The organism is Tistrella bauzanensis (assembly GCF_014636235.1).
In the GTDB taxonomy this organism is placed as follows: domain Bacteria; phylum Pseudomonadota; class Alphaproteobacteria; order Tistrellales; family Tistrellaceae; genus Tistrella; species Tistrella bauzanensis.
Genome location: NZ_BMDZ01000002.1, coordinates 19,998 through 44,601, shown reverse-complemented (window position 1 = coordinate 44,601; position 24,604 = coordinate 19,998). Strand labels below are relative to the sequence as shown.

Sequence of the window (24,604 nt, the reverse complement as noted above, 5' to 3'; positions counted from 1 at the left end):
TGGGCATCTGTCGGTCATGGATGCGGTGACACACAGTCAGTACGGCGGGCCGAGCGGTATGGATCATCCGTCCGGCCCGTGGTTGCCATCTCAGCGCTTCTGATACTGACCACTGCCGAACAGGGTCTGGAAAGCCTTGGGGTCGGTCGGGCTCTGGCCGGCCCCGATGCCTTTGGCGACGGCCAGCCCGGCGACCACGGCCGGGCGGGCGTTCATCGCCTCGAACCAGCGCTTCAGATGCGGGCGGTCGGCGAGCGACTGCCCTTGACGCTCATAGGGTACGATCCACGGCATGATCGCAATATCGGCGATGGAATAGCTGTCGCCCGCCACCCATTCATGATCGGCGAGCCGCGTGTCGAGCACGTTGTAAAGCCGGCCCGCTTCGTTGGTATAGCGATCGATGGCATACTGGATCTTCTCGGGCGCATACTGGCGGAAATGATGCGCCTGGCCCAGCATCGGGCCGATGCCACCCATCTGGAACATCAGCCACTGCAGAACCTCGTAGCGCCCGGCCGGATCGGACGGCATCAAATGACCGGTCTTCTCGGCCAAATAGATCAGGATCGCCCCCGACTCGAAAATCGAGATCGGCGTGCCCCCGGGGCCGTCGGGATCGATGATCGCGGGCATCTTGTTATTGGGGCTGATCTTCAGGAAATCGGGCTTGAACTGGTCGCCGCCGCCGATATTGACCGGAGTGATGGTGTAGGGCAGGCCCAGTTCTTCAAGTGCGATGGTGATTTTCCAGCCATTGGGGGTCGGCCAATAGAACAGCTCGATCGGCTTGGTCATGCAATCCTCGCTCAGACGGAATGGGGGCCCGATGGCGGTTCCATGCCGCACGTGACTGGCCGATCCTGGCCCCGTGCAGCCGATGTGGCCATGCGGCGGTGCGGCGGCAAGTCGTCCCCGGGCACAACAGCGTTGACCAATGACGGCGCATCGGCAACCCTCGGTGCCGTTCATGCCCAGAAAGATGCGCCCGAATGACGTTGGACCAGATCCTGATCAGCGGATTGCTTGTCGCCGCCCTGGTCCTGTTCGTCCTTGGCCGGCCACGCTATGACCTGGTGGCGCTGACCGCCCTGGTCGCCGGCGTGGTGCTGGGCCTGGTGCCGGCGGACAAGGCGTTTTCCGGCTTTGGCCATGATGCGGTGATCACCGTGGCGGCCGTGCTGGCAATCAGCCGGGCGCTGTCGCTGACCGGCGCATTGGAACCGCTGACCGGCCTGGTGCGTCGGGCATCGGGCAGCACCGTCACCCATATCCTGGCGCTGTGCGGCGTGGGGGCGGTGATATCGGCGTTCATGAACAATGTCGGCGCGCTGGCGCTGCTGATGCCGATCGCGATCCAGAGTTCCACCCGCGCCGGACGGTCTCCGGCGGCGGTGCTGATGCCGCTTGCCTTCGCGACGGTGCTGGGCGGCATGGTCACGCTGATCGGCACGCCGCCCAATCTGATCGTCTCGGGCTTTCGCGACCAGGCGGTGGGACAGCCCTTCGGGTTGCTCGATTTCGCCTGGGTCGGGCTGCCGGTTGCGGCGGCGGGGCTGGTTTATATCGCCATCCTGGGATGGCGGCTGATCCCCGGTGACCGGCTGGGCAAGGGGGCCGCTGCCGAGTTGATGGAGGTGAGCGCCTATGTCACCGAGTTGACCGTTCAGGCCGGATCGGCGCTGATCGACAAGACCGTGGGCGATGCCGAAGGCATGTGGAAGGACAGTGATCTGACCGTCATCGGTCTGATCCGGGATGACCGCCGGATCTTCGGCGCCATGGCCCGTCAACGCATCGCCGCCGGCGACGTGCTGCTGGTGCGCGGCGAAAGCGAGGCGATCACCAAGCGCGCCCGCGCGGCCGGCCTCGAATTCGCGGCATCCGAGCGCCCGACCGCGGAACATCTTCAGTCGCAGGATGTGGTGATGGCGGAAGCGGTGGTGGGGGCGGCCTCGTCGCTGATCGGCCGTCATGCCGGCGAGTTGGGTCTGCGTGAGACCTATGGCATCAATCTGCTGGCCTTGTCCCGCGAAGGTGCCGCGATCCGGTCTCGGCTCAGCCGGGTGCGGATGGCGACCGGCGATGTGCTGCTGTTGCAGGGCGATGCCCGCCGCCTGCAGGCGGTGATGGCCGATCTGGGCTGCCTGCCGCTGGTGGAGCGCGAGATCCTGAAGCAGAACCAGCGCCGCGGCCTGCTGGCGCTGGGCCTGTTCGCCTGCGGGATCGCCCTTGCCGCATCCGGCCTGCTGCCCACGGCGATCGCGTTCTCATTGGTCGTGCTGGGGCTGGTGGTCAGCCGGGCGCTGCCGACGCGAGAGCTGTATACCGGCATCGAATGGCCGGTGATCGTGCTGCTGGGGGCCATGATCCCGCTGGGATCGGCGCTGGAGAGCACCGGCGTCACCGGGCTGATCGCCGAGGGCATCGTTGGCATGGCCGGCGATGTGCCGGTCTGGGTGCTGCTGGGCGCGCTGCTGGTGGTGACGATGACCATGTCCGACATCCTGAACAATGCCGCGACCGCGGTCATCATGGCGCCGATTTCGATCGCGGTTGCCCAGGGGCTTCAGGTATCACCCGATCCGTTCCTGATGGCGGTGGCGATCGGTGCCTCGTCTTCGTTCCTCACCCCCATCGGGCATCAGAACAATGCCCTGGTCATGGGCCCCGGCGGCTATCATTTCGGCGACTACTGGCGCGTGGGATTGCCGCTGGAAATCGTGGTGGCGGTGGTGTCGGTGCCGCTGCTGCTGCTGTTCTGGCCGCTCTGACCCGTCCTGCTGTCCGGAAGACCTGTCGCCTCATGGCCAAACGCACCTTCATCAAGCCACGGCCGCAGCCGATCGGCTTTCATCCCGGTGACACACCCGATGGCGGGGCCGTGGCGCTGGCGCTCGGCGCCATGCGCCGGCCGCAGGTGCCGGTGCCGGCGGCGGCGCGGGTGATCGATCCGGCCGCCGCCGCCTTCATGGGCGATTGCCCGATGGGCTTCCGGCCCCCGGTCGTGGTGATCGACGGCGCCAGCCATATCATCGGGGCGCACGCGGCCCTGAGCGCGCTGGCGGCGGCCGACGAGCGGCTGATGCCGCGCCGGCAGGCCGAACAGGCGGTTGCCCGCGACTGGCTCGGCTGGATCGAGAGCGATCTTGTGCCGCCGATGCTGGCGCTGCTGGCCCTGCGGCGCTTCGCCCCGCGCCATCTGCCCGATGCGATCGATGCCGCACGCGATGTGCTGCGCCGGCATCTGCTGCGTGTCGAGGATGCCCTTGCCGACGGCCCGACCCTGGCCGGGCGGTGGTCGGCGGCCGATATGCGGCTGATGGCCTGGATGCACCGCGCCGACTGGCTGGGCGTGGCGCTGGCATCGCGGCCGGCGCTGTCGGCCTTCGTCGATCGCGGCTACGCGCGGCCGCAGGTGGTGCTGGCGCTGGCCGGTACCCGGCGTCCGCCGAATGGCTGACGCCGGGATGAAGGGCTGACGCGAGGATGGCTGGCAGTTGAGGGGGACCGCTCAGATCCCCGGCAGATCGCGGCGCGGGTCTGGCTGTGGATGTGCCTCGGCCCAGCCGCGCACCGCATCGGCCAGTCCCGGATCGGCCTTCTCGGGCAGCACGATCTTCAGATGCACATACAGGTCACCCGATGTGCCCCCGGCATGGATGCCCTTGCCCTTCAGCCGCAGGGTTCGGCCGCTGCTGCTGGATGCCGGCACCGTCACCCGGGCATGACCGTCCAGTGTCGGCACGTCGACCTTGGCACCCAGCACGGCTTCGGCCAGGGTCACCGGCAGGTCCAGATGGATGTCGCGGTCCTCGCGGCGGAACAGCGGATGCGGCGCCACCTCGACCTGGACGATCAGGTCGCCACCACCCTGGCCCTTGCCACGCAGCCGCAACCTGGCACCGTCGGCGGTGCCGGCGGGAATTTTCAGGTCGATATCCGATGCGTGCGGCAGGGCGATCCGGCGGGTGGCACCGCGCGCAGCCTCGATGAAGCCCACACGGATGCGGGCCTCGGTGGCCGGCACGCCGCCGCCGATATCGGAAAACCCGCCGGCCTGCGGGCCGCGGCCGCCCAGGATCTCGTCGAACAGATCGGAAAAGCCGCCGAAACCGGCGCCGCCACGGCCGCCCGAAAATCCCTGTTCAAAGCCGCGCCCACCGCGGCCACCAAAGCCTGCGCCGCCGAAGCCACCCGGACCGAAACCCGCCGCCGCCCGTTCGCGGCCGTCTTCGTCGATTTCGCCGGCGTCATAGCGCTTGCGCAGATCGGGCTCGCCCAGAATGCCATAGGCGGCGCTGATCTGCTTGAACCGGTCTTCGGCCGCCTTGTCGCCGGGATTGCGATCGGGATGATACTGCTTGGCAAGGCGGCGGAAGGCCGCCCGGATGTCGGTGTCGCTCGCAGTCGACGCGACCCCGAGACGGTCGTACAGAATCCGGCTCACCGCTCGATGCTCCTCATGCTCTTCAGTCAGTGGTCAAAGCCATGTGTGCCCTGTTTCCGCGGCACCCCCAGAACGGGCGGCACGCCGCCATCGATGACCGGATCCGTATGATCCGAGGCTCATTGATGGCGGTTGCGGAACAGCGCGAGCTGTCGCCTCATATTTAGGCATTCGGCCCCGGTCGCGCAATCACCGTGCCGCTGGAAGATGCGCCAGCCGGCATATTTCAGGCGCGATCCCTTCAGGCGCGCGGCAGCACCCGCCAGACCGTTGTCCGGCGTATGACCTTGTCCTCGATCGCGATATCGGTCGGCACATCGACCATCATCACGGCCTCGACGCCGTCGACCGGGCCATAGCTGCGCGCGGGGTCGCCCAGCAGCACCAGCACGCCGGTATCGGCCAGATCGCGCAGCCAGCCCAACACGCGTTCGGCCATCGGCTTTTCATAGCAGACATCGCCCGCGATCACGACCTCGGCCCCACCGGGGGGCGGGACATGACCGATGACGTCATCGGCGATGGTGTGGATCACGACATCATTGGCCCGCGCATTCAGGCTGGTGGCGGCCAGCGCCATCGGGTCGATATCGGCACCGGTCACCGTGGCTGCCCCCGACAATGCCGCGGCGATCCCCGCCACACCGCCTCCACAGGCGAAATCCAGCACCCGGCGGCCGCGCACCAGATCGGGCCGGTCCAGCAGCAGACGGGCCACGGCCTGGCCACCGGCCCAGGAAAAGGCCCAGAACGGTGGTGGCAGGCCGGTTTCGGCCAGCCGGGTCTCGGTCGCCAGCCACAGCGGTGTCACGTCGGTGGCCAGATACAGCACCAGCTCCGGCAGCAGAGGTGTCCGGTCCTGAACCGTGGTTGCAATGATAAAGTCTTCCGCCGCCTGTATGAGGGGAAGCTGCGCGATCAGCGATGGCATGTCGGTCACGGACGGTCGTCCTCGATCCTGTCGATGCGGGTGCGCAGTTCCCTGATCAGGGCGTTGGCCTGCGGCAGATGCGGTGCTTCCACCTCCAGGATTGCCCGGAACAGGCGGCATTTGGCGCGCAACGGGTCGGGCAGGGTGGTTACACCGGCGCGGGTCGCGGCATCGATCAGCAGGTCCACCATACGCTCGGCGCCATGCAGCCGTCCCCACAGATAATCGTTTTCGCGCCAGGCGCGACTGAAGAATGCCCCGAAATGCTGCATGCCGATGCCCTTGAGGGTTGCTGCCGTCCCCCCCGGTTCCAGGGACAGGGCATCGTCGGGGCTGATCCGCATCACGCCCACGGTCTGTGACGGATCAGGCTGGTCAGGATCGGACAGGGGCAGCAGCAGAACGTCGATCCAGGCGAAGCCGATATAGGCGGCGATCAGCCGTTTGCGGCAGGCGGCGCCGAAATCGCCGTCCAGTGCCGCCAGCCGGGCATCCAGCGCGCCGACCGCGTCGCTCAGCGCCAGCGCGCCCGCCGCGGCCCTGGCCGCGTCGGCGGTCGACACGGCATCATCCGACCGGATGCCGTCGACAGCCGCCCGCAACTCTGCGGCAGCCGGATCATCGGCCGACAGCATGTCGCAGGCACCGCGCTCGATCCGGCCCAGCATGGCGTACAGGTCCGCTTTCAACGCCGCCACCGCCTCATAGGGCGGCGGGTCCGGCTCATCGGCCAGGATGTTCACCACCCGCAGCAGAAAGCGCAGCCGGCGGGCGGCATAGGCGGTGTCGAACTGGCGCAGGAAGGCGACCGATCCTTCCGCCTCGGCCAGACGCCGCAGGTCCGGGATCAGCCGCGACAGCCCGCCGCCGCCGTCATCGCCGGCACCGCCGTCACGGCCACCATCGGCCAGGGGTCTGCCACCGGGTGCCAGTTGCACCAGCAGCCTGGCCAGCGCGTCGATTTCGCGCCCCATCTTCAGACGAAGATAGGCGTCATAGGCAAAGCCCGCATCCTGCCTGGCCGCTTCATGGCCCGCGACCCGCGCGGCACCGATCGCCGCCGCATCCGATCCGGGCTCAAGGGCCGCACCCGCCACCGCATGAACGCGCGGCCGGACCCGGTCCCAGGTCCGGCTCACCGCGTCCTGAACCTCGGCGCCGCGGCGATTGGTCTCGGCGATGCTCTCCAACTCGTCGCGGATCGGCTCCTGCCGCGGGATATCGCTCAACGAGGCCTTCAGCGCCGCCAGAAAGCCGGGGGTGCGCGCGGCGGCGGCGGTGGCGTTGCCGGCATCATCAAGATCGGCCGGCGGCACCTCGTGGGGGTGAGGATCGATATAGATCAACCGCCGGTCCACCGGCCGCAGCGCGGGATGAAGCGCGATCCGGTCGATCGCTGCCCCGAAGGGCTTGTTGTCGAGCACGGCACCATCGATCAGCCAGATCCGCTCCGGGTCCAGGCCGCTTGCAATCTGGTCGGCGAAGCAGCGCGCCACCATCGCCCCACGTGCTGGCCAGTGTAGACCGCGGGCGTCGAGTGCTGCGTCGATCTCGCCCAGATGGGCGGGGGGAAAAGCGCCGGGGAAGGATGATGTCGCCCGCATCGCGAAGGCCAGCGCCGGCAGACCGGCGGCACCGAAATCATCAGTGACCCTGCCGCTGCCATGGCGCCGATAGGTGAAGGCCAGCCGGTGGCGATGGTCGCGCTCCGTCACCCAGGCCGGATCACCGACCGCCACCCGGCGCGGATGGCCATAGAAATCCGTCGCGGTGACGATCAGGTCCAAGGGCACACCGCGTGGCATCAGCGAGCCCGGGTGATCCGGGCCCGCCCCGGCATCGCGCACCGGTGTCTGAGCGGCCAGGGCGTCGAGAAACCGGCCGGCAAGGGCGGTGCCGTCGAAGGGCGGTTCGAACCAGCGTGCGCGCAGGAAGCGCGACAGTTTATCGGTGAACTCGGCCTCGGCGGCGGCACCATGCCCCATGGCCAGCCGTCGCACCAGCGGCAGAAGCGGGCGCAGCAGCAGCTTCGACAGCGGCCGGGCCCGGTTGCGCTCGGCGGTCAGGGCGTCGACATCGGCGCCCTCCAGCCACAGCGCCCGCAACGGCTCCAGGCTGAGATCATGGGCCAGAGACCGTGCCAGCGTCACCGCGTTGACGCCGCCTGCCGACGCGCCGGCCAGAATGTCGATCACCACCCGCATCGGCCGTTCGGCGGCAATGGCGTTCAGCAGATCGGCATAGATCTGCTCGGTGGGATCGAGTGGTGTCGGGGTCTGTCCACGGCGCGTGCGGGCGGTCCGCTCCGACGCCCGCACCAGCGCCAGCAACTCCCGGCTGACCCCATGGATATAAACCGCCAGCGAAATGCCGCCAAAGCAGACCACTGCCAATCTGAGTTCGATCTCGCGCATCGCTGTCCCGTCACGTCCGTGGCGCCGTGCCTGTGGCCGCACCATCCCTGGCACTGCACTTGCCGGTGTGCAAGCGGGGCGGGTGCACATTCGCACGATATTTGTCGAAGTCTTGATACAGGTCAAAGCGGGCGGGGAGGGCGGCGGGCATGGTGTTGCACGTGACCCACGTCTCCGGTCGCCGCCGGTCTACCGGACCACCGGCGCGACCGATACTTTCGGGACCGCATCATCTGGCTCGATGCGGTCCCGATTTTTTTCAGGGCACAGCCGGCTTCAGGGCACAGGCGGCGCTCAGCCTCGTCGCGCGCGCTCGGCTCTCCAGGCCAGCAGGGTGCACAACACCGTGCCGATCCCGCAGCCGACCATCACCCAGACCAGCGGCCAGGTGTCGGTGCCGCGCGTCCAGCCGATCACCTGTGACGCCACGGCGCCACTGCCCATCTGAAGGAAGCCGGCGAGCCCCGCCGCCGCCCCCACGCTGGCCATGCCGGCGGCCGACAGCGCACCCGCGATGGCATTGGGCAGTATGATGCCGTTGGCGAAGGCGATCATGGTCATCGGCAGGAACACCGTCGGCGGCACCATCGGCAGCAGCAGCGTGCTGACCACCATCGCGCCATAGCCAAGAACGGCCGCGGCCGATCCGGCCACCACCATCCGCATCGGCCCGGCCCGCGAGGCCAGACGCGCGGTGATGATATTGCCCAGCATATAGCCGCCCGAGGTGATGATGTACCACAGGCCGAATTCGCCGGGCGTGCGGCCCATCAACTCGATGATCACATGTGGCGCGCCGGCCACGAAGGCGAAGAAGGCCGCGGTTCCGAAGCCGGCGGCGCCGGCATGGCCCAGAAATGCCGGGTCGCGCAACAGGTTGCGATAGGCGTTGATCATGGGCGCGATGCCCGGCATCGGCCGGTGGTCGTGATGGGTTTCGGGTAGCTTCAGCGCCACGGCGGCGAAGATCGCGCCGCCGATGCCGGCAATGATCCAGAACCCCGCCCGCCAGCCCAGGAACTGGTCGGCATAGCCGCCCACGGCCGGGGTCAGCATCGGTGCCAGCATCATCGCCAGGGTCACGGTCGCGATCCGTGATGCTGCCTCGGACGGATCATGCCGGTCGCGGATCATCGCCCGGCCCAGCACCAGCCCGGCACAGCCGCCTGCCGCCTGAAGCACACGCCCAAGCACCAGCTGGGTGGCGCTGTCGGCGGTTGCGGCCACCACGCTGCCCAGCGCCAGGAACACCAGTCCGGCGATCAGGGGCGGGCGCCGTCCGAAGCGGTCGGAGACCGGGCCATAGATCAGCTGCGCCCCCGCCAGCGCCACCAGATACAGGGTCAGGGTCAACTGGATCGCGGCATCGCTGATCGCCAGCATCCGCTGTGCCGCCGGCATCGATGGCACGAACAGGTTCAGCGCCACCGGCCCGATGGCGGTGATGACCACCAGAATCCACAGCGGCGCATCCAGCCCGCGCGGTATACCCGGAGGTGGGGGCGTGGCCTTGGCCGTGGCCTGTGCCTCGGCCGTGCCCGCAGGCCCCGATGTCGCGCGCATCTCGTCGGGGGGATCAGACCTCGGCATCGCGCGCCGCCGCCGCCGGCCTCAACTCGATCACGTGCTCGATCTCTGCGGTCTTGCCCATCATGATCGAGGCCGAGCAGTATTTTTCCGCCGACAGCGCCACCGCCCGCTCGACCCGGGCGAGGTCGAGGCCGTCGCCGAACACCACATAGCGCATCACGATACGGGTATAGACCTTGGGGTCGGTTTCGGCGCGGTCGCCCTCGATCTCGATCCGGCAGCCGGCGATCGGCTGGCGGCCCTTCTTCAGGATCTGCACGACGTCGAAGGCCGAGCAGCCGCCCATGCCCAGCAGCAGCATTTCCATGGGACGGATGCCGTGATTGCGGCCGCCGTGGTCGGGCGCCCCGTCCATCACCACCGAATGCCCTGAACCGCTTTCGCCCACGAACATCATTCCGTCCAGCCAGGACACGCGCGCCGTCATCGTCATCTGAAACCCGTCTGCTTTTATCGTGCCGGTATCTGCTGATCTGGCGCCGGCATCTGCGCCGGCACGGGAGGCCCGCAGCCGCCCCCCGTCTGCCATGTGCATCACGTCGACGATATGTCTCGTGCGGAGCGAGAGTAAAGCATGCCCGAAGCCGCGCGGCCAGAGCGGGGACTGACGGGAGCCCTCCGCCCGGCGTTTGTGGCGCGGTCTGTGGCAGGGTCTGTGATCGGGCGCGGATGAGGGGGTGACGCCGGGCTGCGCGCCAGTGCAAGATCGCGATCGAATCGGGACCGAAGGCGCCGCCGACCGGCCAGTTCAGGCAGTCATCAGATCAAAGCTTCTACCGAAAGTGGGCAAACCATGGACGCCGATTGTCCGGAAGGCCGGTTTTTTGTCACCGCCGACGTGTTCACCGATCGTCCCTTCGGGGGCAATCCGCTGGCGGTCGTGCCCGATGCGGCCGGGCTCGACGGCACGGCGATGCAGGCCATCGCGCGGGAATTCAACCTGTCCGAGACGACGTTCGTGCTGCCATCGGACCGCGCGGATTGCGATCTGCGGTTCCGGATCTTCTCGCCGCAGGCGGAGTTACCGTTCGCGGGCCATCCGACCATTGGCGGTGTTCTGATGCTGGCGGCGCTTGGGCGCCTGTCGGCCGCCATCGACGACATGCCATTGCGTCTGGTGATCGAAGAACAGGCCGGGCCGGTTGCGGTGGAGCTGCGGACCGATACGGCGACCGGCGCGCGGAGGGCGGTGATGGGCGCACCCATATGCCCGGCACCCGTCGCCGATGCGCCCGATCGGGAGGCGCTGGCAGCGCTTCTGGGCCTGTCGCCCGACGCGATTGCCGATGGCGCGGCCGTGGTGTCGGCAGGTCTGCCATTCCTGTTCGTGCCGCTGATGCGGGACGCCGATCTCGACCGCTGTCGGGCGGACCTCGCCGCATTCGACCGGATCCTGCCGCACGGTTCGCCGTCGCGGCTGGTCTATCCCATGGTGGTCGACCGGGCGGCCCGGCGGGTGCGCGCACGGATGTTCGGGCCCTCGGTCGGCATTGCCGAAGATCCGGCCACCGGGTCCGCCGCCATGGCGCTGGCCGGGTGGCTGGCCGCGATCGAGCAGGTTCTGGTTCCGGCAACCGTGTCGTGGACCATCGTTCAGGGCGAGGCCATGGGCCGGCCCAGCCGCCTGGATCTGGCGATCGACCTGGATCACACCGGCATTATCTCCGCGCGCCTGAGTGGCGAGGCGGTGATGATCAGCCGCGGCTGGCTGCTGCCGGCGGCATAAGGAACCATCCGCCCGGCAGAGTATTTTCCCGGGGGCCGGTGCCGGGGCACGGGCGGCCCGTGGAGGGATGGCCCATGGAGGGCCTGGCCGGCGCTTTGTTGTGATATGCGCTTCACTGTGATATATGGGCAACAATCTCTATGCGTCTCGTGACATGACGGCAAAGGCGCGCCGCGGACCGGTGAAACGTGACGGATGTTATGCTACGGTCTGAACGGTATGCATGTGGGTGCGCCACATGCTGCCCAGATAACTGGAGATATGTCATGAATATGAACCGTATCAAGCGCGTTGCGCTGCCTCTCTTCGGCGCCACCGCCCTGATCGCGGTCGCCGGCTGCGCGAGCCTCTCGGACGAGGATCGCATGATGCTGAATGAGGCGAAGACCACCGCGGCCCAGGCGAAGCAGAGCGCCGATGCCTCGCGCGCCTCGGCGGCCGAATCCGCCCGCAGCGCCCAGGCGGCTGCCTCGTCGGCCGACCGCGCCGAGCGTGCCGCCGAGCGCGCCGAGCGTGCGTTCAGCGCCGGCCAGCGCAAGTGATCGACTGCGCCGGCCCGGCCGGCGCAGTGGAAACCCCCGGCGGGATGTGTCCAGCCGGGGGTTTTGCCGTCTGACGGATGCAGGCACCGGGGGCGAAAGGCTCTGCGGTACCAGTCATGCGCCCGGCGGCGATTAGGGACGACCAGACGACCAGACCCAAGGGGGCCGGCTGTGTGAACTGCCGGCCCCCTTGGTCGTTTCATCGTTTACCAGACCCGTTGTCGTTGAACAGACCCGACGGCACCCGCGTCATCTGTGGCAACAGATGCAGTTGTTGCGTATTTGCCTCAAGAGTGTCGCGTCGGCTGCGCCGATGCCGTGCCAGGCGTCATTGGGCAGCCATACCGGCAGGCGTCAATCGGCGGGTCGGATCAGCTGCAACGGCGCGCCGCGCGGAATGCGGTTCGGATCGATCGGTTCGGGCTCATAGATCGAGGCGGGCCGACCCGATGGCTGTTGTCCCGATGGCTGCTGGACAGAGGCGGATGGCACCGGCGGCCGGATGTTGGCACCCGATCGCGGCGCCTGCGGCGACACGCTCAGCGTCACCACACCATCGCCGCCGCCGGGGCGGATGGGTTCCACCGGCTTGATCTCGGCCGGGAAGGTATGGGCCGTCAGCGGGTCGACCCGGGGGTCGATCGAGGGTGCCGGCAGCGCAGCGGCGTTGTTCGCAGGCCCGGTACCGGCACTGCTTCCGGCGGGGACGGGAGCGAGCGGCGTCATCGCACTGGTGCCGGTCGAGGCCGGCGTCAGGCGCAGCGGCCCGCCATCTTCCGCCGGCGCCTCGCGATCCTGCGGATTGGCCCGGCCGGCCGCCCTGGGCGGGTCGATCTTGACGGCCGCCAGTTCCCGGATCGTGTTGCCACCAACCGACACCTTGACCGGAATGCCGCTGCGCTCGATCACGGCACGGGTCACCGCCGCCCAGTCGACCCGAAGGCCGGCACGGGTCGCGGCCGTGGCGACCTTGGGCTCCACTTCCGGCATCGGCTCCGGCGTGAACTTGCCGACCTCCTCGATCTGGTCGACCTGCATCTGGGTGGGATGGACCTGAAGATACAGCGCGCCGTCGATCAGCTGCACTTTGGCCGGCTGGTCGATGACCGTCACCTTGGTGCCGACCTCGGTCATTGCGAACAGCTTGATGATGTCTTCAGGATATAGCCGCACACAGCCCTGGCTGACCCGCCGGCCGATACCATAGGGGCGATGGGTGCCGTGGATGACATAATTCGGCCAGCCCATGTTCATCGCATGGGTGCCAAGCGGGTTCTGCGGGCCGGGGCCGACAAAGGCCGGAAGATCAGGGTTGCGGGCGCGCATCGACGGCGTCGGGGTCCAGGTCGGCCCGTCGCGCTTCAGCGTGATGCGCGTGCTGCCATAGGGCGTGGCAAAGCCTTCGCGGCCGATGCCGATCGGGAAGCTGACCGGCGTGCCGCCATTCTTGGGGAAGAAATAGACCCGGAGGTCGCCCATGTTGACCACGATGCCTTCAGGGGCCACGTCCGGCAGCAGATGGGCCTTGGGGACCACGATCTGCGTGCCTTCGCCCGGCAGCCACGGCTCCACCCCTGGATTGGCGGTCAACAGCTCGACATACCCCACGTTCAGGGTACGGGCCAGATCGACCAGCGTGTCCTCGTGGCGTGTGATCATGGTCTGCATCTGGCCGATGACGCCGCGGGGGCCGTCAGCCTTCTGCGGCGTGGTCGAGCGCGTGGCGGCGCCGACGGTGGCACCGGCGGTGGCGGTGGCGGTCTGCGCCCAGGCGGGCAGGGCGGCCGTGACGGCAAGGCCGATCAGCGTCGCGCCGATCAGGCTTGTCCTGGCCGTGTGGCGGTGTGCGGCAATGACCGTGTTCACAGAAACTTCTCCACGAGGTCGACGCTCGACTCCCGGCCGATCTTGTCGGCATGGGCGGCAAGCCAGGTGTCGGCTGAGGCGCGGCCGATATCGCGCAGATGCAGGATGAAGTCGCGGTCGGCATTCATTTTGGAGAAGCTGCCCAGCGGCACCATCTCCTGTTCGCCGTCGATCCAGTGCATCCGCATGCGCTTGTAGCGCCGGGGGTCCAGCCGGTTCTCGTCCAGCAGCCGTGCGACGAAGCCGATGGCGCGCATCTCGCGCATCAGCGACGAATTGAAGCTGATTTCGTTGACCCGCTCCCAGATCTCGGTGGCGCTGTGGGGCACATCGGGCCGGTTGATCGGCGTCACCTGGATGATCACCACATCTGCGGTCTCGGCGCCATAGATCAGTGGGAAAATCGCCGGATTTCCCATATAGCCCCCGTCCCAATAGGCCTCGTTCTCGATCTCGACCGCCTGGAAGACATAGGGCAGGCAGGCTGATGCGAGCAGGGCTTCAGGGGTGATGGCGGCGTTCTCGAACACCTTGATCTTGCCCGTCCGCACATTGGTGGCGGACACGAACAGCTTGACCGCGCCACAGCGTCGCACGGCGTCGAGGTCGATGGCCTCGGCCACCACACTGCGCAGCGGGTTGATGTTCAGCGGATTGAACTGATAGGGCGACACGAACCGGCTGGTCAGGTCGAACAGCATCCGGGCCGGGCTCTGGTCCATGTTCCAGCCGCCCATCAGCCGGTCGAGCAGTGTCCGGCGCATCGGACTGAACCGGCTGGCCTCCATCACTGCCTGCCATAGCTGGTCCAGCGCCCTGCGGGCGCCGGCGCGGCCATCGGTTTCGAACCCGGCCACCAGCGCCGCCGCGTTCAGGGCGCCGGCACTGGTGCCGCTGACGGCCTCGACACCGAAGCTCTCCTCTTCAAGCAGACGGTCGAGCACGCCCCAGGTATAGGCACCGTGGGACCCGCCGCCCTGAAGGGCCAGCGACACCGGCTTGACCTTCACCACCCCGGCTCGCCTGGCGGCAGCGCGGATGGCGGCCGCGGGCTGCCCGCTGCTGGGCGACACCTGCGACGTATCGCCGATCGGATCGTCGACATGGTCTTTCTGAGGACGATCAGTGGGCTGGCGATCGATCATGACGGTGAATGCCTCGAATTGTGCAGTGCGATCGTGCTCTCAGCGATATAGGGCCGGAACGGCTGCTCTGCAAAGCCCGGTGGGTGGGGCCGCATCGGAATGGACCACCTTGTGGCGCTGCCGCCACCATCTGTGTCACCTGGGCCGCACCCCTCCACCACACACATCAAAAAAACGGCGGTCGCGCTGCGCGACCGCCGTGAAAGGCGACAGGGTTGAGGCTTGCTGGAGAGCCTGCGTCCACGCGGCCTGGTCGGCGTTGCGGGTTCAAGGGCCGGTATGTCGGGCGAGACATGCCGGCCGCTCACCATCGAGATCATCATGCCCGGATCGCTGTGCCGGTGGCGTGTCAAGCCAGGCACCGGCTGTGACCAACCGGGGGCATTAAGCGACAGGTGGCTGACGATCGCGGTCATCGGGCACCTGCATTGGTCGAACGTTTGCTTGACGCGATCCGGGCCACCGGCGCAGGATCGGCGACAGTATCGCCCTGAGCGACCATCGCCCCCGCCATGCGCCCGATTTTCCGACGATTGCGTCGACGGCGGTGCCGGCGGCAGAGACGCGATGGCGGCGGGCGGCGTGGAGGATGCGCCTGAAGGAGAGCCCGTGCCATGGCGGTCGACACCAGCAATGGCGCGGCGGCGTCACGACGCCGCGGCGGTGGCGAGTTCTATGTGGCCAGTGTGGCCGTTATCTGGGGTCTGAACTTTCCCATCGCCAAATCGGTGCTCGACCAGATCTCGCCGCTGGCGTTCTCGGCCACCCGTTATCTGGCCGGGGCGGCCATTCTTCTGGTGCTGCTGCGCCTGCGCGGGGTGCGGCTCAGCCTGGGGCGCGGCGACGTGCTGCCCCTGATCGGGCTGGGGCTGATCGGCATCACGGCGTTTCAGGGGTTCTGGGCGGCCGGGCTGCAGCGCACGGCCGCATCCAGTGCCGCGATCATGATGTCGGCGGCGCCCATCTTCGGTGCACTGCTGGGGCAGATGATGGGGCAGAAGGCCGGCGCGCGCGGCTGGGCCGGCATTCTGATCGCCTTCGCCGGTGTGGGACTGGTGGTCAACAACAGCCTGACCGGGTTTCATATCGAAAGCGGCAGCCTGGCGGGCGATGCGATGATGATGGCCGCCGCAGCGGCATGGGCGCTGTATTCGGCCCTGTCGCGCGGCGTGCTGGCACGGCTGGGGCCGCTGGCGGTGACGGCCTGGACCATGTTGTTCGGTGCCATCGGGCTGACGGTGCTGGCGGCACCGGATCTGGCGGATCAGCCATGGCAGGCGCTGACCGTGGGGCACTGGGCCGCCTTCTGGTTCAGTGTCGTCTTCGCGGCAGCCCTGGCCTTCGTCTGGTGGTATGAAGGCATCACGCGCCTGGGGGTCGCGCGGGCGATGGTCTTCACATATCTGACACCGGTGGTTGCGGTCGCGGTCGCGGTGGTTCTGCTGGGAGAAGATCTCACCCTGGCGCGTGTCCTGGGGGTCCTGGTGGTGATCGCCGGCGTGCGTATGGCGAGACGCGCCTGAAGGCATATGCGTGACTGGCACAGGCGTGATGGGCACAGGCATGATTGGCACAGGCGGTTGCACAGGACAGCGTTTGTCCGGCATGGCCCCTGTACGGCGATCGTGGGACGCATATACTCGTCTCATGACGTCACATCGGCTGCAATCCGGCAGAACCGGGGCGTCGACACGAAGGGCAGGGGACGCATGCTTTTCCGGAACCGTCGGCGGCGGGACGAGCATGATGGCATGTCTGCATGGCTGGTGGCCGGGGTCGCGGCGGCCGCGCTGACGGGGGCTGCGATGGCACTGACTGCCGGGCAACTTGTTCTCGTGCAGATGGACCGTGCGGACATACGCAGTGAACTGGCACAGATGGTGTCTCGGATGGACGACTTCACCGGCACCGCCACCCGCGTCATCCTGTTGTCCAACGAGGATCAGGCCCCGTCCTGTTCAGATGCCGATCTGGCGACCCTGAGAAACCGCCTGTTCGACAACCCGGTCATCAGCGACATCGCCCGCCGCGCCGACGGTGCCATCGTTTGCACCGCCATGTGGGGACGGCTGGAGACGCCGATGGCGCTGGGCCCTGTCACCTATCAGGCGCCGAGCGGTGCCGACGTCTGGACGGCGACGCGCGATGCGGAAACCCGCCGAACATCCCCCGACATGATCGGCTTCAGCCGGACAGTGGTTTATCTGTCCGAGACCGAAATCGGCAGCAGGGTCCGCGATCTGGCCGCGCGCCATCCGGCCGTGATCTATAGTCGCGGGACCGGTCAGATCTTCCGCACGGTGCGGATTGCCGATGCCGAAGTGCGCCGTTTGTTGCAGTCCTGGGTCGATGTCGCCGGCAATGATGCCTCGCCAGGCACCGACCGGGGCACCGGCGGTCCGGGCATGGCGTTCGCCGGCGACATCGACCGGCCGGCTGCTGCCGGCATGACCGGCGGAGACGGCCGCGGGGAAACCACCACTGTCATTGCCGATGTCGAGCGCGCCTGTTCGCGATGGTTCGACGTCTGCATTGCGATGCCGTCGGCAATGGTGAGTATTCTGGACCAGCCGCCCCTGGTCGGCGCAGGCATCGGCTTGCTGGGGGGCATGGCTGGCGGCGGGCTTGGCCTGTTCGGCGCATTGCGTCAGCGGCGCGGCCGGTCGGTCGAAGCGGAACTGCGCCGGGCGCTTGCGCGCGGCCGGCTGCGACTGGTCTATCAACCGGTGGTGCATGTCCGCACCGGGCGGGTGATCGGTGCGGAAGCCCTGCTGCGGCTGACCACGCCGTCGGGGCGCGACATCCCGACGGAACAGGTCATCGCCGTGGGCGAGCGGGTGGGTCTGATGGGGCAGATCGCGCGCTATGCCGTCCGCACGGCATTGGCGGAGTTTCATCCATATCTGACTGGCCCGTCGCCGCTGCAACTGGGCATCAACGTAACGGTGGCGGATCTGATCGATCCGGCTTTCCTGACGATGCTGGATGCCGAGACCGCCCGCCATGGCGTGTCGCCCGATGCCGTGGCGCTGGAGATCACCGAGCGTTCGACCACCGACTACGCCAGGCTGGCGGCGGCGATCACCACCATCCGATCCCATGGCTATCACATTCATATCGACGATTTCGGCACCGGCTATTCCGGGCTGGCACATCTCACCCAGTTGCCGGTCGACGTGATCAAGATCGATCGGCTGTTCACCTCGGCCATCGGCACCGACGCGGTGAGCGCCTCGATCGTGCCGCAGATCTTTTCGATGGCGGCAACATTGGGGGTCGATGTGGTGGTGGAAGGCATCGAGACGGAAGCGCAGGCCCTGCATCTGGCGATGTATCATCCGGACGCCTGTGCCCAGGGCTGGTATTATGGCGCACCGGTGCCGGTGGGCGAGTTCCGGGCCGGCTGAGATGATAATTTGTGGCGGGATGGTCGATCCGGCGATGCGCCGGCGTCAGTGTCCGGCCGCGACGGTATCGGGATCGTCGCCTTGCAGAACCGCGATGAAGGCCTCGCCATAGCGGCTGAGCTTGGTGGATGCCACGCCGGGTATTTCCGCCAGCGCGCGTTCGTCCAGCGGCCGCTGGCGGGCCATCTCGACCAGCGTCGCGTCGTGGAAGATCACATAGGGCGGCACGCCCTGTGCCTTGGCCAGCGCAAATCGCAGGCGGCGCAGGGCCTGGAACATATCTTCATCCTCGCCGGCGAGGCTTGGGCGCTCGGCGCGTGGGCGGTCGCGGCCGGTGGTGCCACGCGCCCGCCCCCGTGGCGTGGGATCGCGGCGCAGGGTCAGGCTGGTCTCGCCACGCAACAGCGGCCGGCAGGTCTCGTTGTCGCCCAGTTTCAGCCCGCCATGCCCGACGCTGTCGACCACCAGAAAACGATGCGCGACAAGTTGGCGGAACACCGCCCGCCACGCCCGCTTGTCCAGCTCGGTGCCGATGCCGAACACGCTGAGTGCGTCGTGGCCGAACTGACGGACCTTCTCGGTCGCGGTGCCGGTCAGCACGTCGACGACATGGGCGGCACCGAACAACTGGCCGGTACGATACACCGCCGACAACGCCTTCTGTGCCACCACCGTGCCGTCGAAGGTGACGGCGGGTTCCAGACAGGTATCGCAATTGCCGCAGGGCTGTGTGCCGTGCTCGTCGAAATAGTCCAGCAGCACCTGACGGCGGCAGCGCGTGGTTTCGCAGAAGCCGACCAGTGCATCGACCTTGCGCCGCTCCACCCGCTTCTGGACCTCGGGTGACTCAGATGCCTCGATCAGTTGATAGATCCGCGCGATGTCGGGCGTGCCATAGAGCATCATCACTTCCGATGCCAGCCCGTCACGGCCGGCACGGCCGGTTTCCTGATAATAGGCTTCCAGCGATTTCGGCAGATCCAGATGGATGACGAAACGGACATCGGGCTTGTCGATGCCCATGCCGAAGGCGATGGTCGCCACCATCACCACGCCGTCGCCCTTCAGGAAGCGATCCTGATTGGCGGCGCGGGCGTCCTTGTTCAGTCCGGCGTGATAGGGCAGGGCATCGATGCCTTCGGCGGCCAGCCAGGCCGCGGTTTCGTCGACCTTGTTGCGCGACATGCAGTAGACGATTCCGGCCTCGCCCTTATGGCGGTCCAGAACGTCCTTGATCTGCTGGCGCGGCTGTTCCTTGGGGGCGACGCGATAGCGGATGTTCGGCCGGTCGAAGCTGGATAGAAACACCCGGCCCTGTCCCAGATCCAGATGGGTCTGGATATCGGCGCGGGTCGGGGCATCGGCGGTGGCGGTCAGCGCCACCCGCGGCACATGGGGAAACTGCTCATGCAGGATGGTCAGCCGGCGGTATTCCGGCCGGAAATCATGCCCCCATTGCGACACGCAATGCGCCTCGTCGATCGCGAACAGCGCGATGTCGATCTCGTCGAGCAGACGCAGGAAGGGCTCGGTCAGCAGCCGCTCAGGGGCGACATAAACCAGATCGATCTCGCCGTGGCGCATCGCCCGCTCGGTCGCCATGGCTTCCTGAAAGGGGATGGTGGAATTCAGCGCGGCAGCGCGCACGCCCAGTTGGCGCAGCGCCTCGACCTGATCCTGCATCAGTGCGATCAGGGGCGATATCACGATGCCGACGCCGGGGCGGCACAGCGCCGGGATCTGATAGCACAGCGATTTGCCACCGCCGGTCGGCATCAGCACCAGGGCGTCGCCGCCGGCGGTGACATGCGAGATGACATCGGCCTGAAGACTTCGGAACGCCTTGTAGCCGAAAACCTCGGTCAGAACCTCGGCCGGCTCGCGGGTCGCTGTCTTCGGGCCGGCCCCGATCCCGGTTGCGGGATCGGGGCTCGCCATGGCGCTGGCTCCGATCGCAAGATCGGGCTCGGTCATCCAGTCGGGAATGGTGTCGTCGCTGTCCAAGGTGTCGGATCAGCCTTCGATGTCGGCCTGAACCTTGAGCGACTTGATCTGGTCGGGTTTGCGCGGCGGCTCGCCCCGGGCCAGCTTGTCGACCGCGTCCATGCCCTCGACGACCTCGCCCCACACTGTGTACTGACCATCCAGGAAACGAGCCGGCGCGAAGCAGATGAAGAACTGGCTGTCGGCACTGTTGGGGTCGTTGGTGCGGGCCGCGCCGATCACGCCGCGTTCGAATGGCGCCTTGGTGAATTCCGCCTTCAGCTTCTGGCCGGAACCGCCACGGCCGGTGCCGGTGGGGTCGCCGGTCTGGGCCATGAAGCCCTCGATCACGCGATGGAACACGACGCCGTCGTAAAAGCCTTCGCGCGCCAGTTCCTTCATGCGGGCGACATGGCCCGGGGCAAGATCCGGGCGCAGGCGGATCACCACCGTCCCATGATCAAGGGTCATCACCAGCGTGTTCTCGCGGTCGGGCGCGGTCTCGGTCATGAGCGGAGGGCTCCGTAGCGGTTGGTCAAGGTGGCGGATCTGAAAACGGCGCGTCGCAGACCAGCCCGAATGCGGCCGGTGCCACGATAAGAGGCGCGCAAGGGAACAACCGGAGGGAACCGGCTGCCGCTTGCGCGCCCATCCTAGCCCGATCATCCGCCGATGCGAGCGAAAAAGCCCGTGGCGTGTGATCGGGTCGTCGTCGATCGCCGATCAGGCAGCGGGCAGCAGCGCATCGATCGGCCAGGCGGCCGCCTCGGCGCTGGGTCGCGCCACCAGCAGACGGCAGCGATAGAAGCCATCGATCTCGGCGCCGCCGGCATCGATGCCGAACTCGCCCAGACGGGTCAGAGCGGCTTCCTGCTCGCTGCTGTCGCGGAAGCGGCGATGCCGGAAGGTCTTGGAGCTGCGCTCCACGACATAGCCGTAATCGGCCAGCATCTCTTCCACGCCGCTGGTGTCGACGGTGCGCACCGGCATCGACAGCACCCAGGGCTTGCGTCCGGTTTCCGAGGCGCTGATCAGCTTTGAAATGCTCGCCTCACCGACATAGCCGACGCCACCGGCCTCGACGATCACGTCGGTATCCGACGCCCATTCGGCCAGCGCCTCGCTGGGGGCGGCGGCTTCCAGATCCTCAATGAAGGCCCGCTCGATCAGGCCGGCCGCGCGCGAATAACCGAGCGCCTTGTCGGCGACGTCGACACCGGCGATGCGATGCTGGGCCGCCGCCTTGCGGCGCTGAAGCATATTGCGGTCGTAATCGACCCGCGCCGTATCGGTCGGCAGCGCCGCGCGCTTCGGGTCGGTATAAAGCCGGTGCAGCGTGCCCGGCTGGAGGTCGTGGTTCAGCATCATCGGCAGCGCGCCATAGCCGCTGCACAGATCGATGAGCTTGAGCGAGCCGCGGCCACGGGCAACAGCCAGGCTGCCCAGCAGCGACCGGTAGAAGCCGGCCGCGATCTCGGGCGTCACATAATCCAGCGGGGCAAGCTTCTGCCAATAGGCTGCCGGATCCGCGAGGTTATAGACATCGTCGAACGCGGCCTTATCCGGTCCCCATAGGCCGTTGTTCATGGGAAATCCTCCTGCGTTGTTGATCCGGGTCTGTTGCTGCGTCATTTATCAACCATTAGTTGATAGACGGACAGGCAAACATGGCCACGGCGACCGACATGGTCACCGTGGCTGTGGTCTTACTTGTTTGTCGCGGCGTCTGCCTGGACCTTCATCGTCACGATGCGGTCGGGGCGTCGGGGCGGTTCACCCCGCGCGATACGATCGACCACCGACATGCCGTCGACCACCTCGCCCCAGACGGTGTAATTGCCATCCAGATGGGCCGCGCGGTCATAGCAGATGAAAAACTGGCTGTCGGCGCTGTCGAGGCTGCCGCCGCGCGCCATGCCCACGGTGCCGCGCCGGAAGGGCGTATTCGACAGTTCCGCCGTCAGCTTCTGGCCGGAGCCGCCACGGCCCGTGCCGGTGGGATCGCCGGTCTGGGCCATGAAGCCAGGAATGACGCGGTGGAAGACCACCCCGTCATAGAAACCCTGGCGGGTCAGTTCCTTGATCCGCGCCACATGGGCCGGCGCGATATCCGGACGCAGGCGGATCACGACCTGGCCTGCGTCCAGGGTCATGATCAGCGTGTTATCCGGATCGGGCGCCGTGGTGGCGGGCGTGTTCGTCGTCTGGGCCCAGGCCCCGTTCAGGGGGCTCAAGGCGGCTGCGGCGCACCCGGCTATCAAGCCAAGGGCCGCGCGTCGGCTGATCATCACCAAGGGATGGATCCTGATCGTGATCGTTATGGCGGGTTCAGACGGAATATAGGGGATGAGTGCCGCAAAACCAAGCCATGGGGCGGAAATCATCGTCAAGTCGCGGTGTCTGCCTCAAAAATGTCAGCGGCACGTGGGTCGGTCACGATCTGCACGCGATCGCCTGCGAACAGGGTCATCCCGTATTGCAACGGTCGCCCCGCGGTGTCGACATCGACATATTCGGTCTTCAGAAGTGGCCGGTTCGGTGGCTGGCGCAGCAGCGATGCTTCCTCGGCCGTGGGCATGCGGGCGGTGATGCGCGTGCGTCCGCGGTTGTAGTCGTGGATATCGAAACGGGCGAGTGCCCGGGTCATCGACGGGGTTTCCCGGAAGATCTCGTCGATGCCGCGGAAGCGGTCGAAGTCGAGATAATGCCGGCCCAGGCTGACCGGAACGTTGTCGGCGAAGGACAGTGTCGCCAGGCAGATCAGCGGCCGGCCCTCAGGTACGTTCAGCCCCTCGGCGATCCGCCCCGATGCGGCGACGGCGCTGGTATCGAGCAGCAGGCCCGCGGGGCGGCGGTCCTGGGCCCGCAGATTGGCACTGAACCGGGTTTTCCGACCCAGCGCATAATCCATCACATTCTCATGCACGAAGGTGCCGCGTCCCTGTTCCACCCGGATCAGGCCGCGGGTCTTCAATTCGCGGATGGCGCGGCGGACGGTGTGGCGGTTGGCGCCGAAGCGCTCGGCCAACTGATGTTCGGTCGCGAGCTGCGCCCCCGGCGGCATCACGCCCCGCTGAATTTCATCGGCCAGCACCCGTTCGATCTGCCGCCAGAGCGTCACCCCCGGTTCGCGCTCAATGATCATCCGACATCTCCTGCTGTACCGGTCCGGTCCCGGCGCGTCACACAATCGTCACCGTCGGGCCCTTGCCGTCGACGGGTTGTGGAGGCATCATGCCCATGAAGAGATACGGATGTCTATACAAATATACCAAGTTGTCGACATCTGATGGTTCGGAGCCGACCGGTCGATCCGCGACGGCCCCGATGACCCCGATGACCCGGATTGCCCCGACTGCGAAAGGCCCCAAGGATGACGTCCCCAGGGATGACGGCCTCACGGATGACCAGCGAGCCGGAGGCTGCCGCCGGAGCGGTTGCCCGGCGGCAGAACTGGCTGGCGGTACTGGCGCGCGCGCCGGTAGCGCGGCTTGAGGCGGCGCTCGACGACCTGCCCGGCGGCCGCGCCACGATCCTTGCCGGCGCGGTGGCGTTGCGCCGGCCGGAGACCGGACTTGCCATGGTGCGCGGCCGGGCCGGTGGATCGGGTGGCCGCTTCAACATCGGCGAGATGACGGTATCGCGCGCGGTGGTGCGGCTGGCGGGCGGCGAGGCCGGCGTCGGCTATGTCGCCGGCCGCGACCGCCACAAGGCTGAACTGGTGGCCGTGATCGACGCCCTGTTGCAGACGCCGGCGCATGGCGTCGCCTTGACGGCCCGGCTGGTTGAGCCGCTTGCCGCCGAACAGGCGGCGGCGCGGTCGCAGGCGTCGCGCAAGGCCGCCGCCAGCCGCGTCGAGTTCTTCACCATGGTGCGGGGAGAGTGAGACGGATGACCATCACCCGAGAGACAGCATCGGCCGCCGACCTGGCCACCCTGGCGGCCGGCTTTCCCGACCCGACCGCCGATGCGCAGGTGACCTTCCGCCTGGTGCTGGACGCGATGGCACGCCCCGGCCGGATCATGACGGTCGGCGCCGTGCCCGGACATGACCGGCCGCTGTCGCGCGCCGCCTGTTCCGTGATGCTGGCGCTGGCCGATCACGACACGGCGGTGTGGCTGGATCGTGCCGCCGCGCCCGCGCTGCCCTATCTGCGGTTCCACACCGGCGCCACGGTTGCCGGCACCCCCGACCGCGCGGCCTTCGCGGTGATCGGGGATGCGACGGCAATGCCGGCGCTGGACCGCTTCGCTCTTGGCAGCGATGCCTATCCCGACCGGTCGACGACGCTGGTGATCGAGGTCGATGGCCTTTCAGGCGGGCAGGACGGCCGTGGTGTGGCATGGCGGCTCGATGGCCCCGGCATCGATGGCAGCCGGCTGCTGCGGGTGACGGGGCTGCCGGTGGGGTTCGTGGTCGCCCGCGCGGCGCTGGCGCCACTCTATCCACGCGGGATCGACATCATCCTCACCTGTGGCGATCGGCTGGTGGCGTTACCGCGCACCACCCGCATCATTCAGACCACCCCTGTCACGCAAGAGGGTTGAAG

At 67.6% G+C, this 24,604-nt stretch carries 21 protein-coding genes; 8 read left to right on the top strand and 13 right to left on the bottom strand.

Annotated elements, in window-relative coordinates:
* Positions 1–90: 90 nt before the first annotated feature.
* A complete protein-coding gene (locus IEW15_RS01335; RefSeq protein ID WP_188574159.1) occupies positions 91–798 on the bottom strand; it encodes a glutathione S-transferase family protein in 708 nt (235 codons plus the stop codon).
* Between the two features lie 194 nt (positions 799–992).
* Here IEW15_RS01335 and IEW15_RS01330 point away from each other — a divergent pair, with 194 nt between their 5' ends.
* Both IEW15_RS01330 and IEW15_RS01325 read left to right on the top strand, forming a co-directional pair.
* Positions 993–2,774, top strand: coding sequence for an SLC13 family permease (locus tag IEW15_RS01330; protein WP_188574158.1), 1,782 nt, complete (start codon positions 993–995; stop codon positions 2,772–2,774).
* Between the two features lie 32 nt (positions 2,775–2,806).
* The gene (locus IEW15_RS01325) at positions 2,807–3,463 is read left to right on the top strand and encodes a glutathione S-transferase family protein (RefSeq protein WP_188574157.1); all 657 of its coding nucleotides are present in this window, start codon (positions 2,807–2,809) and stop codon (positions 3,461–3,463) included.
* Between the two features lie 51 nt (positions 3,464–3,514).
* On the opposite strand, the gene IEW15_RS01320 is transcribed toward IEW15_RS01325, so the two are convergent.
* The 5 genes from IEW15_RS01320 to IEW15_RS01300 all read right to left on the bottom strand — a co-directional run bounded on the left by IEW15_RS01320 (position 3,515) and on the right by IEW15_RS01300 (position 9,812).
* Positions 3,515–4,450: a DnaJ C-terminal domain-containing protein gene (locus IEW15_RS01320; protein ID WP_229707733.1), complete on the bottom strand. Its 936-nt coding sequence runs from the start codon at positions 4,448–4,450 to the stop codon at positions 3,515–3,517.
* Between the two features lie 241 nt (positions 4,451–4,691).
* Positions 4,692–5,381, bottom strand: coding sequence for a class I SAM-dependent methyltransferase (locus IEW15_RS01315; protein WP_188574424.1), 690 nt, complete (start codon positions 5,379–5,381; stop codon positions 4,692–4,694).
* A gap of 5 nt (positions 5,382–5,386) precedes the next feature.
* Positions 5,387–7,795 carry a patatin-like protein gene (locus tag IEW15_RS01310; protein WP_188574156.1) on the bottom strand — a complete coding sequence of 803 codons (2,409 nt, stop codon included), beginning with the start codon at positions 7,793–7,795 and terminating at the stop codon, positions 5,387–5,389.
* Between the two features lie 294 nt (positions 7,796–8,089).
* The gene (locus IEW15_RS01305; RefSeq protein ID WP_188574155.1) at positions 8,090–9,385 is read right to left on the bottom strand and encodes a multidrug effflux MFS transporter; all 1,296 of its coding nucleotides are present in this window, start codon (positions 9,383–9,385) and stop codon (positions 8,090–8,092) included.
* Positions 9,372–9,812, bottom strand: coding sequence for an OsmC family protein (locus IEW15_RS01300; RefSeq protein ID WP_188574421.1), 441 nt, complete (start codon positions 9,810–9,812; stop codon positions 9,372–9,374). The genes IEW15_RS01305 and IEW15_RS01300 overlap by 14 nt, the downstream gene beginning before the upstream one ends.
* Before the next feature lie 366 nt (positions 9,813–10,178).
* On the opposite strand from IEW15_RS01300, the gene IEW15_RS01295 reads away from it, so the two are divergent.
* Positions 10,179–11,111 carry a PhzF family phenazine biosynthesis protein gene (locus tag IEW15_RS01295; protein ID WP_188574154.1) on the top strand — a complete coding sequence of 311 codons (933 nt, stop codon included), beginning with the start codon at positions 10,179–10,181 and terminating at the stop codon, positions 11,109–11,111.
* A 266-nt stretch (positions 11,112–11,377) separates the two neighbouring features.
* Positions 11,378–11,653 (top strand): hypothetical protein, encoded by a 276-nt coding sequence (locus IEW15_RS01290; RefSeq protein ID WP_188574153.1) that lies wholly within the window; start codon positions 11,378–11,380, stop codon positions 11,651–11,653.
* A gap of 354 nt (positions 11,654–12,007) precedes the next feature.
* Here the strand turns inward: IEW15_RS01290 and IEW15_RS01285 are convergent, their stop codons facing one another.
* Both IEW15_RS01285 and IEW15_RS01280 read right to left on the bottom strand, forming a co-directional pair.
* The gene (locus IEW15_RS01285; protein ID WP_188574152.1) at positions 12,008–13,519 is read right to left on the bottom strand and encodes a L,D-transpeptidase family protein; all 1,512 of its coding nucleotides are present in this window, start codon (positions 13,517–13,519) and stop codon (positions 12,008–12,010) included.
* Positions 13,516–14,664 carry a patatin-like phospholipase family protein gene (locus IEW15_RS01280; RefSeq protein ID WP_188574151.1) on the bottom strand — a complete coding sequence of 383 codons (1,149 nt, stop codon included), beginning with the start codon at positions 14,662–14,664 and terminating at the stop codon, positions 13,516–13,518. The genes IEW15_RS01285 and IEW15_RS01280 overlap by 4 nt, the downstream gene beginning before the upstream one ends.
* Before the next feature lie 614 nt (positions 14,665–15,278).
* Here IEW15_RS01280 and IEW15_RS01275 point away from each other — a divergent pair.
* Together IEW15_RS01275 and IEW15_RS01270 are read left to right on the top strand one after the other, a co-directional pair.
* Positions 15,279–16,187, top strand: a complete 909-nt coding sequence (locus IEW15_RS01275; protein ID WP_188574150.1) for a DMT family transporter — start codon at positions 15,279–15,281, stop codon at positions 16,185–16,187.
* Between the two features lie 228 nt (positions 16,188–16,415).
* Positions 16,416–18,071, top strand: coding sequence for an EAL domain-containing protein (locus tag IEW15_RS01270; protein ID WP_188574149.1), 1,656 nt, complete (start codon positions 16,416–16,418; stop codon positions 18,069–18,071).
* Between the two features lie 45 nt (positions 18,072–18,116).
* Here the strand turns inward: IEW15_RS01270 and recQ are convergent, their stop codons facing one another.
* The 5 genes from recQ to phnF all read right to left on the bottom strand — a co-directional run bounded on the left by recQ (position 18,117) and on the right by phnF (position 23,199).
* Entirely contained in the window at positions 18,117–20,009 is a 1,893-nt protein-coding gene (gene recQ, locus IEW15_RS01265) for a DNA helicase RecQ (protein ID WP_188574419.1), read from the bottom strand.
* Between the two features lie 75 nt (positions 20,010–20,084).
* Entirely contained in the window at positions 20,085–20,564 is a 480-nt protein-coding gene (locus IEW15_RS01260) for a peptidylprolyl isomerase (protein WP_188574148.1), read from the bottom strand.
* Between the two features lie 213 nt (positions 20,565–20,777).
* On the bottom strand, positions 20,778–21,641 hold the full coding sequence (locus tag IEW15_RS01255) for a hypothetical protein (RefSeq protein WP_188574147.1): 864 nt from the start codon (positions 21,639–21,641) through the stop codon (positions 20,778–20,780).
* 119 nt (positions 21,642–21,760) lie between these two features.
* A complete protein-coding gene (locus tag IEW15_RS01250; RefSeq protein WP_229707732.1) occupies positions 21,761–22,207 on the bottom strand; it encodes a peptidylprolyl isomerase in 447 nt (148 codons plus the stop codon).
* A 233-nt stretch (positions 22,208–22,440) separates the two neighbouring features.
* Positions 22,441–23,199, bottom strand: a complete 759-nt coding sequence (gene phnF / locus IEW15_RS01245; protein WP_188574145.1) for a phosphonate metabolism transcriptional regulator PhnF — start codon at positions 23,197–23,199, stop codon at positions 22,441–22,443.
* Between the two features lie 258 nt (positions 23,200–23,457).
* On the opposite strand from phnF, the gene phnG reads away from it, so the two are divergent.
* Both phnG and phnH read left to right on the top strand, forming a co-directional pair.
* Positions 23,458–23,940 carry a phosphonate C-P lyase system protein PhnG gene (gene phnG, locus IEW15_RS01240; RefSeq protein WP_188574144.1) on the top strand — a complete coding sequence of 161 codons (483 nt, stop codon included), beginning with the start codon at positions 23,458–23,460 and terminating at the stop codon, positions 23,938–23,940.
* A gap of 5 nt (positions 23,941–23,945) precedes the next feature.
* Positions 23,946–24,602: a phosphonate C-P lyase system protein PhnH gene (gene phnH / locus IEW15_RS01235; protein WP_188574143.1), complete on the top strand. Its 657-nt coding sequence runs from the start codon at positions 23,946–23,948 to the stop codon at positions 24,600–24,602.
* The last annotated feature ends 2 nt before the right edge of the window (positions 24,603–24,604 follow it).

Coding starts and splice junctions, on each gene's coding strand:
- IEW15_RS01290 (WP_188574153.1), top strand. CDS start 11,378: ATGAATATGAACCGTATCAAGCGCGTTGCGCTGCCTCTCTTCGGCGCC.
- IEW15_RS01335 (WP_188574159.1), bottom strand. CDS start 798: ATGACCAAGCCGATCGAGCTGTTCTATTGGCCGACCCCCAATGGCTGG.
- phnH (WP_188574143.1), top strand. CDS start 23,946: ATGACCATCACCCGAGAGACAGCATCGGCCGCCGACCTGGCCACCCTG.
- IEW15_RS01330 (WP_188574158.1), top strand. CDS start 993: ATGACGTTGGACCAGATCCTGATCAGCGGATTGCTTGTCGCCGCCCTG.
- IEW15_RS01295 (WP_188574154.1), top strand. CDS start 10,179: ATGGACGCCGATTGTCCGGAAGGCCGGTTTTTTGTCACCGCCGACGTG.
- IEW15_RS01305 (WP_188574155.1), bottom strand. CDS start 9,385: ATGCCGAGGTCTGATCCCCCCGACGAGATGCGCGCGACATCGGGGCCT.
- IEW15_RS01275 (WP_188574150.1), top strand. CDS start 15,279: ATGGCGGTCGACACCAGCAATGGCGCGGCGGCGTCACGACGCCGCGGC.
- phnG (WP_188574144.1), top strand. CDS start 23,458: ATGACCAGCGAGCCGGAGGCTGCCGCCGGAGCGGTTGCCCGGCGGCAG.
- IEW15_RS01260 (WP_188574148.1), bottom strand. CDS start 20,564: ATGACCGAGACCGCGCCCGACCGCGAGAACACGCTGGTGATGACCCTT.
- phnF (WP_188574145.1), bottom strand. CDS start 23,199: ATGATCATTGAGCGCGAACCGGGGGTGACGCTCTGGCGGCAGATCGAA.
- IEW15_RS01300 (WP_188574421.1), bottom strand. CDS start 9,812: ATGACGGCGCGCGTGTCCTGGCTGGACGGAATGATGTTCGTGGGCGAA.
- IEW15_RS01250 (WP_229707732.1), bottom strand. CDS start 22,207: ATGACCCTGGACGCAGGCCAGGTCGTGATCCGCCTGCGTCCGGATATC.
- IEW15_RS01315 (WP_188574424.1), bottom strand. CDS start 5,381: ATGCCATCGCTGATCGCGCAGCTTCCCCTCATACAGGCGGCGGAAGAC.
- recQ (WP_188574419.1), bottom strand. CDS start 20,009: ATGGCGAGCCCCGATCCCGCAACCGGGATCGGGGCCGGCCCGAAGACA.
- IEW15_RS01310 (WP_188574156.1), bottom strand. CDS start 7,795: ATGCGCGAGATCGAACTCAGATTGGCAGTGGTCTGCTTTGGCGGCATT.
- IEW15_RS01280 (WP_188574151.1), bottom strand. CDS start 14,664: ATGATCGATCGCCAGCCCACTGATCGTCCTCAGAAAGACCATGTCGAC.
- IEW15_RS01270 (WP_188574149.1), top strand. CDS start 16,416: ATGTCTGCATGGCTGGTGGCCGGGGTCGCGGCGGCCGCGCTGACGGGG.
- IEW15_RS01255 (WP_188574147.1), bottom strand. CDS start 21,641: ATGAACAACGGCCTATGGGGACCGGATAAGGCCGCGTTCGACGATGTC.
- IEW15_RS01325 (WP_188574157.1), top strand. CDS start 2,807: ATGGCCAAACGCACCTTCATCAAGCCACGGCCGCAGCCGATCGGCTTT.